The organism is Caballeronia calidae, from assembly GCF_900044055.2.
In the GTDB taxonomy this organism is placed as follows: domain Bacteria; phylum Pseudomonadota; class Gammaproteobacteria; order Burkholderiales; family Burkholderiaceae; genus Caballeronia; species Caballeronia calidae.
This window is the reverse complement of sequence record NZ_FCOX02000039.1, coordinates 1-12,932: the sequence shown is the minus strand read 5'-3', so window position 1 is coordinate 12,932 and position 12,932 is coordinate 1. Positions and strand designations below refer to the sequence as shown.

The following is a 12,932-nucleotide window of genomic DNA, read 5'->3' as shown; positions in this document are numbered from 1 at the left end:
GCGCGCCGCTACGGAGGAAAGCATGGATCCTGTGATCGTCGATACGGCAGAAGAAAAACGCCTGAACGATGCACGCGTTGCGCAGGTGCCGTGGAAGAAGTGGGGGCCGTACCTCAGCGAACGCCAGTGGGGGACGGTCCGCGAGGACTACAGCGACAACGGCGACGCCTGGAACTATTTCCCCCATGATCATTCCCGCTCGCGCGCCTACCGATGGGGAGAGGACGGCCTCGGCGGCTTGTGCGACGACCAGCAGCAGTTGTGCTTCGCGCTTGCGTTATGGAACGGGCGCGACGCGATTCTGAAAGAGCGCCTCTTCGGCTTGACGAATAGCGAGGGCAATCACGGCGAGGACGTGAAGGAGTATTACTTCTATCTCGACAGCACGCCTACGCATTCGTACATGAAGTATCTGTACAAGTATCCGCACCGTGAATATCCGTACCGTGATCTGATCGAGACCAACCGGAAGCGATCGCGAGACGAACTCGAATACGAACTGCTCGATACCGGCGCCTTCGACGACGACCGGTACTTCGATGTATTCGTCGAATACGCGAAGGCAGGTCCCGACGATATCTTCGTGCGCATTTCCGTGCACAACCGCGCGCGGGAAAGCGCGCGGCTGCAGGTGCTGCCGACGCTATGGTTTCGCAATACATGGTCGTGGGGCCACGACGATCGCAGGCCATCGCTGCACGAAGAAAGTCCGGGCGTCGTTCGGGCAACGCATCATCAGCTCGGCGAGTACCGGCTCTATTGCGACGGCGCCACCGAACTGCTCTTTACGGAGAACGAAAGCAACGCGCAGCGTCTGTGGAATCAACCGAACGCGTCGCCGTATGTGAAAGACGCCTTCCACGCGTACGTCATCTCCGGGCAGCACGATGCCGTCAATCCGGCAAGGTCAGGAACGAAGGCCGCGGCCCGCTACGTGTGCGAGGTATCCGGCGAAAGCAGCGTGACCCTCCGGTTACGGCTGACGTCGATGAAGCTGGACCATCCCTTCGATAACTTCGAGCACACCTTCGATGACCGCATCGCCGATGCCGACGCGTTCTACGAGCACGTGACGCCGAAGTCGCTGAGCGAGGACAAGCGCCGGGTGCACCGCCAGGCTTTGGCCGGCATGTTGTGGGGCAAGCAGTACTACTACTTCGATCTCGAGCGTTGGCTGCGCGAGCACCGGAGTCATCCACTGCTCGAATCCGCCCGGCGCGATGTGCGCAATACCGAGTGGTTTCACATGCTGAATGCCGACGTGATCTCCATGCCGGACAAGTGGGAGTATCCGTGGTATGCGGCCTGGGACCTGGCCTTCCATACGATCTCACTGGCGCTCGTCGATTTCGATTTCGCCAAGGAGCAGTTGCTTCTGATGCTGCGCATCCTGTATGTCCATCCGAGCGGCCAGATCCCCGCCTACGAGTGGAACTTCAGCGACGTGAATCCGCCGGTGCATGCCGCCGCCACGCTCTGGCTCTACAAGTACGAAAAAGCGCTGGGACGCGCCGATCCGCGTTTTCTCGAGCGCTCGTTTCAGGGCTTGATGCTCAACTTCAACTGGTGGGTGAATCGCAAGGACCCGTCAGGCCGCAACGCATTCGCCGGCGGCTTTCTCGGGCTCGACAACATCGGCGTGTTCGACCGCAGCGCGCAGCTTCCGACGGGCGGTTCACTCGAACAGGCCGACGGCACCGCGTGGATGGCGTTCTATTGCCAGAGCATGCTGGAGATGGCGATCATCCTGGCCGAGTATGACCCGATGTACGAGGAGATCGCCTTCAAGTTCGTCCAGCACTTCATGTGGATCGCCTACGCGATGGACCGGCTCGGCGACAATGCCGATGAGATGTGGGACGAGCAGGACGGATTTTTCTACGATCTGCTGCGGCTTCCCGATGGCCGGACCATGCGCCTGAAGGTGAGATCGATGGTGGGCTTGTTGCCGCTGTGTGCATCGACGGTGTTCGAAGCCGATTCCGTCTCGCGCTGTCCGAGGCTGCTGGAGCTGATCGCGCAGTTTCGAAGCCGTTACCCGGAACTGCTCGCCCATGTGGCGCCGACCGATGCCGGTTTCATCGGCCATAGGGAAAGAAGGCTTCTGTCGATCCTGAACAGGCGAAAGCTCGAGCGCGTCCTCGGCTATCTGCTCGACGAGAACGAGTTCCTCGGGCCGCACGGCATTCGTTCGCTCTCTCGCTATCATCTCGACCATCCGTACGTGCTCAATATCGGCGGTCTCGATTACACGGTGCAGTATCTGCCCGCCGAATCGAATACCGGCATGTTCGGTGGAAACTCGAACTGGCGTGGTCCGGTCTGGATGCCGGTGAATCTTTTGATCGTCAGGGCGCTGATGAATCTCTATGGCTTCTTCGGCGACGAGTTCAAGGTCGAGTGCCCGACCGGTTCCGGCACGCACATGACGCTGTTCGAGGTAGCGCAGGAAATCGTCCGTCGGCTGACGAGTACGTTTCTGCGCGACGAAGATGGCAAACGCCCCGTGTACGGCGGCACCCGCAAGTTCCAGGATGATCCGCACTGGCGCGACCTGATCCTGTTCTACGAGTACTTTCACGGCGACAACGGCGCGGGCCTCGGAGCCAGTCATCAGACGGGCTGGACGGGTCTCGTCGCGCCGCTTCTGGACCTGTTCGGGCGCGTCGACGCCCGGACCGTTCTGGAAAGCGATCGCTGGCGCATCATGGCCGGGGTCGTCGGGCAGGAAGCGGGCGGAGGACGGGAGAACGGACAGTGAGACACCCCGGCCCTCGCAACCACGCTCCTATCCCGCCTTCAGCACGCGCAGCGCCACCGCGCCCGCCGCCTCGCTGTCCTCCGCCTGCTTCGTCTCGCGCATCGACAGATAGCGCAGACAGCACACGCGCAGGAACGACGCGAAGTTGGTCGGCACCTCGCCGCGCAGCGCGATGAGTTCATCGTAGAGCTTGACGGCGAACTGGCTCGTCGTCAGGTTCTCGCGCCCGGCGATTTCCTGCAGCACGTCCCAGAAGAGATTCTCCAGCCGCACCGTGGTGATCACGCCATGAATGCGCAGCGACCGCGTGCGCGATTCATAGAGGATCGGATCCGCGTTGATGTACACCCGACACATGACGATCGCCTCCGGAAAACCGGCCGTCATGCGCGCGCACGACGGCCAACTCAACAAGCTACTCCGCTACCCTTTCGCCGGCAATCGCGTCAAACCCGGCGCTGCTTCATCTGATTCGCAATGTAATCGGCCTGGCGAATCGCGAGCGTGACGATCGTGAGCGTCGGGTTTTCGGCGGCGCCCGTCGTGAACTGGCTGCCATCGGAGATGAACAAGTTCGCCACTTCGTGCGTCTGGCCGTGCGGATTGCAGACACCGTCGTCGGCTTTCGCGCTCATGCGCGCGGTGCCGAGATTGTGCGTCGACGGATACGGCGGCACGATATACGTCGACTTCGCGCCCGCCGCCTCATACACCGCGCTGCCCTGCTTGTACGCGTGCTGGCGCATCGCTTCGTCGTTCGGATGATCGTCGAAGTGCACGTTCGGCACCGGCAGGCCGTACTGATCCTTCACGTTCGTATTGAGCGTCACGCGGTTCGACTCGCGCGGCATGTCCTCGCCGACGATCCACATGCCCGCCGTGTAGGCATATTCGTCCATCGCCTGGGCGAAGTTCGGCCCCCAGCCACCCGGATCGAGGAACGCCGCATAGAAGGGAAGCCCGAGCGAGAGCGTCTCCAGATGGTAGCCGCCCGCGAAGCCGCGCTTCGGCTCGAACACCGCTTCGTCCTCGATCAGGCCCGCCATCGTCGTGCCCTTGAACATCTCGACCTTGTCGTTGAACACGCCGTAGACCGAGCCGGTCGTGTGCCGCATGTAGTTGCGCCCGACCTGGCCGGAGCCGTTCGCGAGGCCGTCCGGGAACTTGCTCGACTGGGAGTTCAGCAGCAGACGCGGCGTCTCGATCGCATTGCCCGCCACCGCGACGATGCGCGCGCGCTGCCGTTGCAGCTTGCCGTTCGCATCGTAGTAGACGACGCCCGTGGCCTTGCCGCGCGCATCGTGCTCGATCTTCACGACATGCGCCCCGGTGCGCAACTCCATGTGGCCCGTGGCCTGCGCGCGCGGCAGCTCGGTATAGAGCGTCGACCACTTCGCGCCCATGCGGCAGCCCTGGAAGCAGAAGCCGCGCTGGAAACAGTGCGTGCGCTGGTCGCGTACCGTGCTGTTGATCGCCATGTGGCCGGTGTTGCACTCCTTGTAGCCGACCTTCGCCGCGCCCGCCGACATCACCTTGAAGTTGTTGTTGCCCGGCAGGCCCGGCAGGCCGTTCGTGCGCGTCACGCCCATCTTCTTCTCGGCGCGGTCGTAGTACGGGTCGAGCTCAGCACGCGTGAGCGGCCAGTCGAGCAGGTTCGCGCCCTGGATGTCGCCATACGTGGTCTTCGCCTTGAACTCGTGCGGCTGGATGCGCAGGCTCGCGCCCGCCCAGTGCACGGTCGTGCCGCCGACCGTCTTGCAGATCCACGTCGGCAGATTGGGAAAGTCCTTCGCGACGCGCCACGTGCCGGATGTCGTGCGATTGTCCAGCCATGACAGCATCTTGAAGGACTCCCACTCGGACGTGGAGAAATCGCCCTGCGTATGCAGCTTGCCCGCTTCGAGCACGACCACGTCGATGCCCTTTTGCGCGAGCTCGTTCGCGAGCGTGCCGCCGCCCGCACCCGATCCGATGATGACGACGACATTGCCGTCGCTGTGCTTGAACTGCACCTTGTTACCCTGATCCATGTCGGTCTCCGCTTCTCGCTTGATGGGCTCGCTGCTCAACTGTCGATCGGGATGGGACCGCTCGCGCTCGCGGGCGGATCGGGCAGCCACGAGAGATTGTTGAAGCCCTGATGCAGATAACCGCCATCGCCCTTCGACGCGCCATAGCCGAAGTGCTCGTAAGCCATCGCATTGCTGTACAGCGAGACCACGGCGGTGCTGCGGATCGTGTTGAAGAAGGGCGTGCCCGCGAGCGCGGTGACGTCGCTCGCCTTGTCGCTCGCGGCGCGTTTGGTCCAGTCGGAGCCGGCTTTGGCATCCAGCTGGGCGACGCCATCGGCGAGTTGCTGACGCACCGCGGGATCGGCTTTCGCCTTGGCGTCGAGGTCCTTGACGACGAGCGCATACACGGCGTCATCGAGCGTCGCATGCGGATAGATCTGCCGCGTGACCAGCAGCAGCACTTCGCCCTGATGCGTGCTCAAGCCCTGCATTTCGAGCGCCCAGACGCGGCTCGGCGCGAGGCTCGCGAAGATCGACGTGGCGGCGATCGTGCCGACGAGCACGCCGGAGCCGCGCAGGAATTCGCGCCGCGTCAGCGCGATCCTCGGTGGGGCGGCGGCGATTTCATCATGGTCGTCATGATGTCCATCATCGTGCGCGCGCCGCTGCGCGACGATCGGAATGATCGTGTCTCGCATGTCTCTCTCCTTGTGGGGTGCTGCAACAGCTTATTTATGTTGTCCCGCCGGGTGCCGCATCGTGCCGCCGTGCTTACTCGTCATATCCGTGACGTTCGAGCACTTCGATCTTGTAGCTTTTCGCCTCCCTGAGTCCACTATGAAATGGACGCGATATTTCTCCGCAGAATCAATAATGGACGATCCGTTTTTGGGACCTCGCTAACGATAGTGGCCGTACTTCTCCAGAACCTCAATTTTGTAACCGTCAGGGTCTTCGAGAAAGAAAAAGCGCGCTATCAACTCGCCCGCCCCGTCCCGGAATTCCTTCACGTCCTTGGGGTTTAGCCGAAGGCTGACGAGCCGCTCATGCTCGGCATGAACGTCGTCAACCACGACAGCGAAGTGCCCGTAGCCGTCTCCATGTGTGTAAGGGACGTCGCGTCGCTTGTTCCAGGTCAATTCGATTTCTGCTTCGGTTTCGTCGTTGCGTAGATAAACAAGGGAAAAATCGTCGAAATCCAGACGATGACTAGGCGTCAAACCTAGCGCAGCCTTATAGAAATCTAATGACCTCTCCAGGTCTCGAACTCGAATCATGGTATGAATCAGCTTTGCCATTGATACTCCCTCGATGAAGATACCCGCATCTGCACGGCGCAAAATTCCACGCTCGACTCATGGTGAATCTAACCAGAAAGAGGCGCCCAGAGGTAATAGCTAGCTATAGTCGGTGTTAACCCTGTTCCGCCTCGTCAACCGATATCCAGCTCGCAGTGAAACGGCAAAGCTTCGGGCAGGCTCCGCTTCTTACCACCTTGCATCGACGCTGGCAGGCGGGCTCTTTTTTGTCGGTATGCTGAGATAGGAGCTTCAGGAGGCGATGCGCGCGGCTGGCGATAGCCGTCTCGTTCAGGCGGCGATCGGTGAGTTCGTGATCTGATCGCGAGGCGCTTTCGTGCGCCCATCAGTGGAAGCCAGTGAAGCGCTGGCTGAAGGCAATTTCACCGCTACTTCCGCCAAGGCCGAGGTCTGCCGGAGGAGCAACGCGAACGATGCGCTGCGAGCGATCTCGTGCACGTGAGTCACAATCCGCTGGCGATGCCATATGTGTTGTCGACGCTCTGCGTCGGCGTGAAGCGCGTCAATGCACGATCAGCAATGACTTGTGCATTCCCATCGCGTAGTGTCCCGGCCGATTGCAGATCAGTACGTAACGGCCTGGCGATAGATTCAATGAAAGGCGTTTGACGGAATCCCTTTGAAGATTCTCCACCTCGCCCATCTTCCTGAACCGGCTTTCGGTGACCTGGCCGTTGTGCACGGGCAGTCGCGCTTCGTCCGTATCAGTTCGCAATACTACGAACTCGTGCACGGTATTACTCGTCGCTCGATTGTTCACTTCGAACGTCACGTGCCCCGCTTTCGCTGTCTCGGTGTCGAGTCGGATCGAATCGTCCGCGAGTTCGACATGGATCGTCTCATTCGCGAGACCGCTCAGCGGGACAACAAGCGCAAGCATCGCCAGCATGCGCATTGAAACTGATGTGCCGATCTTCATCGTCGCTTCTCCGAAGCGGCGCGTTCGTCAAATGACGTTCGACCATGGCAGTGGTCGGGCCGACCATGTATGCGCCGCTAAATTGCCTTCGCCTGGTGATAGGCCACGCCGCCTGTGCATGCGGTGTTGGCACACACCCGATGCTTACGAAAAGAAGATGTCGACCTGACATTTCGCCAATGACGACGTATTCGCTGCACTCCCGATTAAAACGTGCCGGGTATCGATGTTATTCCGCCTTATCGGGCGTGGGCTATGCAGCGTCATCCCAAACAGGTAAGCCCTGGAATACATCGCAGGACTATCCATCTGCTCGTTCTCTGCTGGACGACGAATCCGAGTCGCGATTTGAATTTATCGCATCCCCTCTGGAATTTTCGGAATCCACCTGTCGTTTACGTTGTTCCAGCTTCGATTCATAGATCAGGTCCTCACCAGTCCGTTCAAGGAGGGTGCCATGTCTTACGTCTCTGGATGTTTCAAGGCAGCGGCTGCGATGGCGCTTGCTGCCGGTTTCTCGACCGTTCATGCCGGCCATGACGATGCTTATGTCGTCACACCGCTCGTCTCCAACGTGTCAGGCGCTGCGCCCAAGGTCGATGGCGTGTTGCAGAACGCCTGGGGTATCGCCTTCAGTCCTGCTGGCAGCCCTTTCTGGGTCAGCGACAACGCCACCGGCTGCTCCACGTTGTATGACGGCGAAGGCACGAAGGTCGCGTTGCAAGTCGTCATTCCGCTGCCCGGCAATGTGATACCGCCCGGCGCCTGCCGACCCACCTATCACAACACCTCTGCGAAACCTGCGCCTGCTGCGCCCACGGGAATGGTATGGAACGCGTCGGCGGCGTTTCTCGTGCCAGGAACTGCGATCCCCGCCGCGTTCATCTTCTCGACCGAGGATGGCACGCTGGCGGCCTGGGCCAACGGCCTGAATCCGGCGAACAACGCCGTGATTGCGGTCGACAATTCAGCCGTTCCGTCCGTCGCCAACCACGCCGTCTACAAGGGACTCGTGTTCGGCTTGAACAAGAAAGGCCTCTTCCTCTTTGCGACGAATTTCCGCTCGGGCCGGATCGACGTATTCGGGCCGAGCGGCGGCACGGACGGCCGATACATGAGCGCGACGACGGACGGCGGCTTCGTCGACCAGCAGATGCCGGCCGGGTATGCGCCATTCGGCATAGCCAACATCGACGGCGATCTTTTCGTCACCTATGCGCAGCAGGACGACCAAAAGCACGACGATGTTGCAGGCAATGGTCACGGGTTCGTCGATGTATTCGACACGGACGGCCATCTGCTGCGCCGCTTCGCCAGCAGCGGGACGCTCAACTCGCCGTGGGGCGTCACGCGCGCATCGTTCGATTTCGGCCCTTTCAGCGGCAAGATCCTGATCGGCAACTTCGGCAATGGCCGGATCAACGTCTTCAATAACGACGGCACGTTCGTCGATCAACTGGAGGACGCGTATGGCAATCCGCTCACGGTCGAGGGCTTGTGGGCGCTGATACTTGGCGGCGGCCGGAACTCGAACTCGGACACCGTGTACTTCTCTGCGGGTCCCAACGACGAAGCCAATGGACTTTTCGGGCTGATCAAACCGGTGCAAAGCCGCAGGTGACCGAGGTCCGCGAGCCACGGTCCCTGTTCGCACGGCGTGTGGCGTGCCGCCGGATATCACGGTCCCGTCATGCCGGTTCCAGCCCCTTTTCCCGCAGCCAGTCGTGGTTGAAGAGCCGGGCTCGGTAGATGTCCCCGCGATCGCACAGCAGCGTCACGATCGTGTGCCCCGGGCCCAGCTCGCGAGCCAGCCGGACAGCCGCCGCGACATTGATGCCCGTCGAGCCGCCGATGTACAGGCCCTCTTCGCGCAGCAGCCGGTAGACCATCGTCACGCACTGCCGGTCGTCGATGCGTACCGCGTCGTCGATCGGCGAGCCTTCCAGGTTCGCGGTGATGCGCGTCGAACCGATGCCTTCCGTGATCGAGCTGCCCTCCGCCTTGATTTCGCCGGTTTTCACATGGCTGTAGAGGCCGCTGCCCTCGGGATCGGCCAGCACGATGCGGATGTCCGGGTTCTGCTCCTTCAGGTAGCGGCTCACACCGGCTATCGTGCCGCCGGTGCCCGTCGCGCACACGAACGCATCGATCGTTCCCGCCGTATCGCGCCATATTTCCGGGCCCGTCGTCTCGTAATGCGCCTGGCGGTTGACGAGGTTGTCGAACTGGTTTGCCCAGATCGCGTTGTCGAGCTCGTCCGCGAGCCGGCCCGCAATCTTCTGGTAGTTGTTCGGATCGCGGTATGGCACGGCCGGCACCGGTCTCACCTCGGCGCCGAGCGTGCTCAGGATCGCCATTTTTTCCGGCGATTGCGTCTCCGGAATCACGATCACGCAGCGATAGCCGCGCGCCGCACAGATGTGCGCGAGCCCGATCCCCGTATTGCCTGCCGTGCCTTCCACGACCGTGCCGCCCGGTTTCAGCGTGCCGCGCCGTTCGGCGTCCCGGATGATGTAGAGCGCCGCGCGATCTTTCACCGAGCCGCCCGGATTCATGAACTCGGCCTTCCCGAGGATCTCGCATCCCGTCTCGGCGCTGAGCCTGGCCAGCCGGATCAGCGGTGTGCGGCCCACGCAATCGACAAAACCCTTTCGCACGTCCATGTCGATCTCCTTCCCGTTCACGGCACTCACCATGCAGCAAGCATAGAACAGGCTTCAACGCTTCGCGTTCAGCCTTCGCCACAAAGTCGTTTTGCTGATGCCGAGGGCCTTGCACACGGCATCGCGATCGCCTCCGAATGCGGCCAGCGAAGCGCGGACCTGATCGGCTTCCACGGAACGGCTCAGGTCGCGCAGAGACCGCTCTTCGTTGCCGTTGAGTTCAGCTTCGAACAACTCGGGCGCGATCGTTTCCAGCTCCTCCACCGTCAACGCGACCGGCCGATCCCTTTCGACGGCCATGTCCGAGAGTTCGACGGCGATGCGCTCCACGATGTTCTGCAGTTCGCGAACATTGCCGGGCCACGGGTAACGACGCAGTTCCTGCTCCAGCGGCGCGAGGACGTGCGCCGCCGCATCGCGGCCGGGCACGCGCACCGCGAGCGCCTTGTCGCGCCTGGCCGCCTGCGTCAGCAGTTGCGTCGCCAACGGCAGGATGTCGCTGGATCGTGCACGCAATGGCGGCAACGCGACGCTCAGAATATTGATGCGGTAGAACAGATCGGCCCTGAACGAACCGTCGGCGACGCCCTCTGCGAGCGAGCGATGCGTCGCGGCGATCACACGAATGTCCACACGCGTCGGCTCCGTCGATCCGAGCCGAATGACTTCCCGTTCCTGCAGCACGCGCAACAGGCGACTTTGCAGCGAGGGCGGCATCTCGCCGATTTCGTCGAGAAACAAGGTTCCCCGATGTGCCGCCTCGATCAACCCGGCCTTGCCGCCCTTGCGCGCGCCCGTAAACGCGCCCTCGTCGTAGCCGAAGAGCTCGCTTTCGAGTAGCGCTTCCGGGAAGGCGCCGCAATTCATCGCGACGAACGGAAAGTCCTTACGCCGGCTCAGACGATGCATGCTTTGCGCGACCATTTCCTTGCCTGTGCCGCTTTCGCCGAGAATCAGCACGGTCGCATCGGATTTCGCGTAACGGCGCACGAGCGCCCGCACCCGCTCGATCGACTCCGACTCGCCGACGACATCCTCCAGCCGATAGCGCGCGACGAATTCCTGCGCGCCCTGCCGCGATCGCAGCGTCCGGTCGAGCCGCTCGACCGCGCGCGATTCCTGGAACGTGAAGATCGTCCCGCCCGATGCGCCCTCGGTCCCCAGTGGTCCGCGATGGATCGCATAGCTCACGCCGCGCACGGCGCCGAAAACATCGCCATCGGCAACCGGCAACACGCCATCGAGCTCGGGCGCGACGTCGAGCAGCGCCCGCCCGACCGCACGCGATGCGTCGGCGATGCCGAGCGCGGCAGCCAGCCGGCGGTTGATCGCTTCGATGCGGCCGGCCGCATCGATCGCGACGACGCCATCGCGAAGATGCTGCAGAAGGTTATCGAGGCGATTGCGCCGCGCGACTTCGTGGCGCATCGCCTGGGCGACTTCGAGCGCGGTCTCGAATGCGGCGACAACCGACGTGCGCGAATACAGAAACACCGCGCTCATGCCCGCTTCGGCCGCCAGATCCGCGACGAGGCCCGGTCCGACCACGACGTCGACGCCTCGGTCACGCAGATCCAGCACAAGGCTCTCCGCGTCCGGCGCCGAGCGATACGACTCGCAGATCACGTCGATGCCGTATGCGGCGAGGAACCGGCGTATTTCCGCGGGCGTGTCGCCATGGGTGACGAGCGCGACGCTCGTTCCTTCGCGCCGCGCGTTCGTGAGCGCGTGCATCACGTCGAAGCCTGTCGGGCTGATGACCACGACCGGCACCGACACGCGGTTCTTGAGATACGCTCCGTTGGAGCCGCCTGCCACGACGACATCGGGACGCTCATCGTGCGCAGACTCGATGCGGCTCGCGGCATCCTCATAGCCGAGCGAGACGACGTCGAGCTCGGCGCGATCGGCATAGGCGCCCGCGAGATCGATGAACAAATCTCTGAGCCGGCTGATGCCGACGGCCCAGATGCGCGGGCGAGACGTGGTTTCCGTTTGCATGATCGTCTGCGGTGGATGAGATGACGAGGCTCATCCAGTATGCATCACCGATTTCAGCCTCGAAACATGGAATTTCATCCATGAAATTTCAGGAGTCGTGCGCGAATCTCAAAACTCAACGAAATCAACGACTTAAAAAAATTCGCGGCGCTGGCAAGGTAGTTGCTTATAAAAGCGCACTTTTCAGGAGACGAATGTGAGTTCCCAAATCCAATCCGCACAGACCGCGGGTGCGCGGTTCCGCCAGGCCGTCCGTGAGGAAGCACCGCTGCAAGTCGTCGGCGCGATCACCGCCTATGCCGCGAAGATGGCCGAAGCCGTCGGCTTCAAGGCGCTCTATCTGTCGGGCGGCGGCGTGGCTGCGAATTCGCTCGGCATGCCCGATCTCGGCATCAGCACGATGGAAGACGTGCTGATCGACGCGCGCCGCATCACCGACGCGTCCTCGCTCCCGCTGATGGTCGATATCGATACCGGCTGGGGCGGCGCCTTCAACATCGCGCGAACGATCCGCTCGTTCATCAAGGCGGGCGTTGCCGCCGTGCATATCGAGGATCAGGTCGGGCAGAAGCGCTGCGGGCATCGGCCGGGCAAGGAAGTCGTGCCGACCGGCGAAATGGTCGATCGCGTGAAGGCCGCCGTCGATGCGCGCACGGACGATTCCTTCGTCATCATGGCGCGCACCGATGCGGCCGCCGCCGAAGGCATCGACGCCGCGATCGAGCGTGCCATTGCGTATGTCGAAGCGGGCGCGGACATGATCTTCCCCGAAGCGATGAAGACGCTCGACGACTATCGCCGCTTCAAGGCCGCCGTGCGCGTGCCGATTCTCGCGAACCTGACCGAGTTCGGTTCGACGCCGATGTTCACCGTCGACGAGCTCAAGACCGCGAACGTCGATATCGCCTTGTATTGCTGCGGTGCGTATCGCGCGATGAATGCCGCCGCTCTGAACTTCTATGAAACCGTGAAGCGCGACGGCACGCAAAAGGCGGCCGTCGAAACGATGCAGACGCGCGCCGACCTGTACCAGTATCTCGGCTATCACGCCTACGAGGACAAGCTGGATCAGTTGTTCGCGGCAAAGAAATAATCGCAATTCCTGGAGACGAATCAAATGAGCGAAGCAGACAACAGCACCGCTACGGGCGGGTTCAAGCCGAAGAAATCCGTCGCGCTTTCCGGCGTGACGGCGGGCAATACCGCGCTCTGCACGGTCGGCAAGACCGGCAACGACTTGCACTATCGCGGCTATGA

Annotated in this window: 10 protein-coding genes and 1 pseudogene; 4 read left to right on the top strand and 7 right to left on the bottom strand. The window is 62.2% G+C overall.

What is annotated here, in order from left to right; all coding sequences use genetic code 11:
• Positions 1 to 22: 22 nt before the first annotated feature.
• Positions 23 to 2,761: an MGH1-like glycoside hydrolase domain-containing protein gene (locus AWB78_RS28285; RefSeq protein WP_062609481.1), complete on the top strand. Its 2,739-nt coding sequence runs from the start codon at positions 23 to 25 to the stop codon at positions 2,759 to 2,761.
• Positions 2,762 to 2,788: 27 nt separating this feature from the next.
• On the opposite strand, the gene AWB78_RS28280 is transcribed toward AWB78_RS28285, so the two are convergent.
• From AWB78_RS28280 to AWB78_RS28260, 5 genes are all read right to left on the bottom strand, one after another.
• Positions 2,789 to 3,118, bottom strand: a complete 330-nt coding sequence (locus tag AWB78_RS28280; RefSeq protein WP_062609591.1) for a ribbon-helix-helix domain-containing protein — start codon at positions 3,116 to 3,118, stop codon at positions 2,789 to 2,791.
• Between the two features lie 89 nt (positions 3,119 to 3,207).
• Positions 3,208 to 4,791 carry a GMC family oxidoreductase gene (locus AWB78_RS28275; RefSeq protein ID WP_062609589.1) on the bottom strand — a complete coding sequence of 528 codons (1,584 nt, stop codon included), beginning with the start codon at positions 4,789 to 4,791 and terminating at the stop codon, positions 3,208 to 3,210.
• Positions 4,792 to 4,826: 35 nt separating this feature from the next.
• The gene (locus tag AWB78_RS28270; protein ID WP_062609480.1) at positions 4,827 to 5,471 is read right to left on the bottom strand and encodes a twin-arginine translocation signal domain-containing protein; all 645 of its coding nucleotides are present in this window, start codon (positions 5,469 to 5,471) and stop codon (positions 4,827 to 4,829) included.
• Between the two features lie 201 nt (positions 5,472 to 5,672).
• Entirely contained in the window at positions 5,673 to 6,071 is a 399-nt protein-coding gene (locus AWB78_RS28265) for a VOC family protein (protein WP_062609479.1), read from the bottom strand.
• A gap of 523 nt (positions 6,072 to 6,594) precedes the next feature.
• The gene (locus tag AWB78_RS28260) at positions 6,595 to 7,011 is read right to left on the bottom strand and encodes a hypothetical protein (protein WP_062609477.1); all 417 of its coding nucleotides are present in this window, start codon (positions 7,009 to 7,011) and stop codon (positions 6,595 to 6,597) included.
• A 457-nt stretch (positions 7,012 to 7,468) separates the two neighbouring features.
• Here AWB78_RS28260 and AWB78_RS28255 point away from each other — a divergent pair, with 457 nt between their 5' ends.
• Positions 7,469 to 8,632 carry a TIGR03118 family protein gene (locus tag AWB78_RS28255; protein ID WP_062609476.1) on the top strand — a complete coding sequence of 388 codons (1,164 nt, stop codon included), beginning with the start codon at positions 7,469 to 7,471 and terminating at the stop codon, positions 8,630 to 8,632.
• 67 nt (positions 8,633 to 8,699) lie between these two features.
• On the opposite strand, the gene AWB78_RS28250 is transcribed toward AWB78_RS28255, so the two are convergent.
• Together AWB78_RS28250 and prpR are read right to left on the bottom strand one after the other, a co-directional pair.
• Entirely contained in the window at positions 8,700 to 9,674 is a 975-nt protein-coding gene (locus AWB78_RS28250; protein ID WP_062609587.1) for a cysteine synthase A, read from the bottom strand.
• 54 nt (positions 9,675 to 9,728) lie between these two features.
• A complete protein-coding gene (gene prpR / locus AWB78_RS28245; protein WP_062609475.1) occupies positions 9,729 to 11,675 on the bottom strand; it encodes a propionate catabolism operon regulatory protein PrpR in 1,947 nt (648 codons plus the stop codon).
• Between the two features lie 196 nt (positions 11,676 to 11,871).
• On the opposite strand from prpR, the gene prpB reads away from it, so the two are divergent.
• Both prpB and AWB78_RS43910 read left to right on the top strand, forming a co-directional pair.
• Positions 11,872 to 12,768 (top strand): methylisocitrate lyase, encoded by an 897-nt coding sequence (gene prpB / locus AWB78_RS28240; RefSeq protein ID WP_062609474.1) that lies wholly within the window; start codon positions 11,872 to 11,874, stop codon positions 12,766 to 12,768.
• Between the two features lie 24 nt (positions 12,769 to 12,792).
• Positions 12,793 to 12,932, top strand: a pseudogene (locus AWB78_RS43910) (2-methylcitrate synthase); the annotation flags it as partial.

Bases quoted from the DNA above. Each gene is read 5' to 3' on its own strand.
- AWB78_RS28255 (WP_062609476.1), top strand. From the start codon at position 7,469: ATGTCTTACGTCTCTGGATGTTTCAAGGCAGCGGCTGCGATGGCGCTT.
- AWB78_RS28285 (WP_062609481.1), top strand. From the start codon at position 23: ATGGATCCTGTGATCGTCGATACGGCAGAAGAAAAACGCCTGAACGAT.
- AWB78_RS28260 (WP_062609477.1), bottom strand. From the start codon at position 7,011: ATGAAGATCGGCACATCAGTTTCAATGCGCATGCTGGCGATGCTTGCG.
- AWB78_RS28265 (WP_062609479.1), bottom strand. From the start codon at position 6,071: ATGGCAAAGCTGATTCATACCATGATTCGAGTTCGAGACCTGGAGAGG.
- AWB78_RS28275 (WP_062609589.1), bottom strand. From the start codon at position 4,791: ATGGATCAGGGTAACAAGGTGCAGTTCAAGCACAGCGACGGCAATGTC.
- AWB78_RS28280 (WP_062609591.1), bottom strand. From the start codon at position 3,118: ATGTGTCGGGTGTACATCAACGCGGATCCGATCCTCTATGAATCGCGC.
- AWB78_RS28270 (WP_062609480.1), bottom strand. From the start codon at position 5,471: ATGCGAGACACGATCATTCCGATCGTCGCGCAGCGGCGCGCGCACGAT.
- AWB78_RS28250 (WP_062609587.1), bottom strand. From the start codon at position 9,674: ATGGACGTGCGAAAGGGTTTTGTCGATTGCGTGGGCCGCACACCGCTG.
- prpR (WP_062609475.1), bottom strand. From the start codon at position 11,675: ATGCAAACGGAAACCACGTCTCGCCCGCGCATCTGGGCCGTCGGCATC.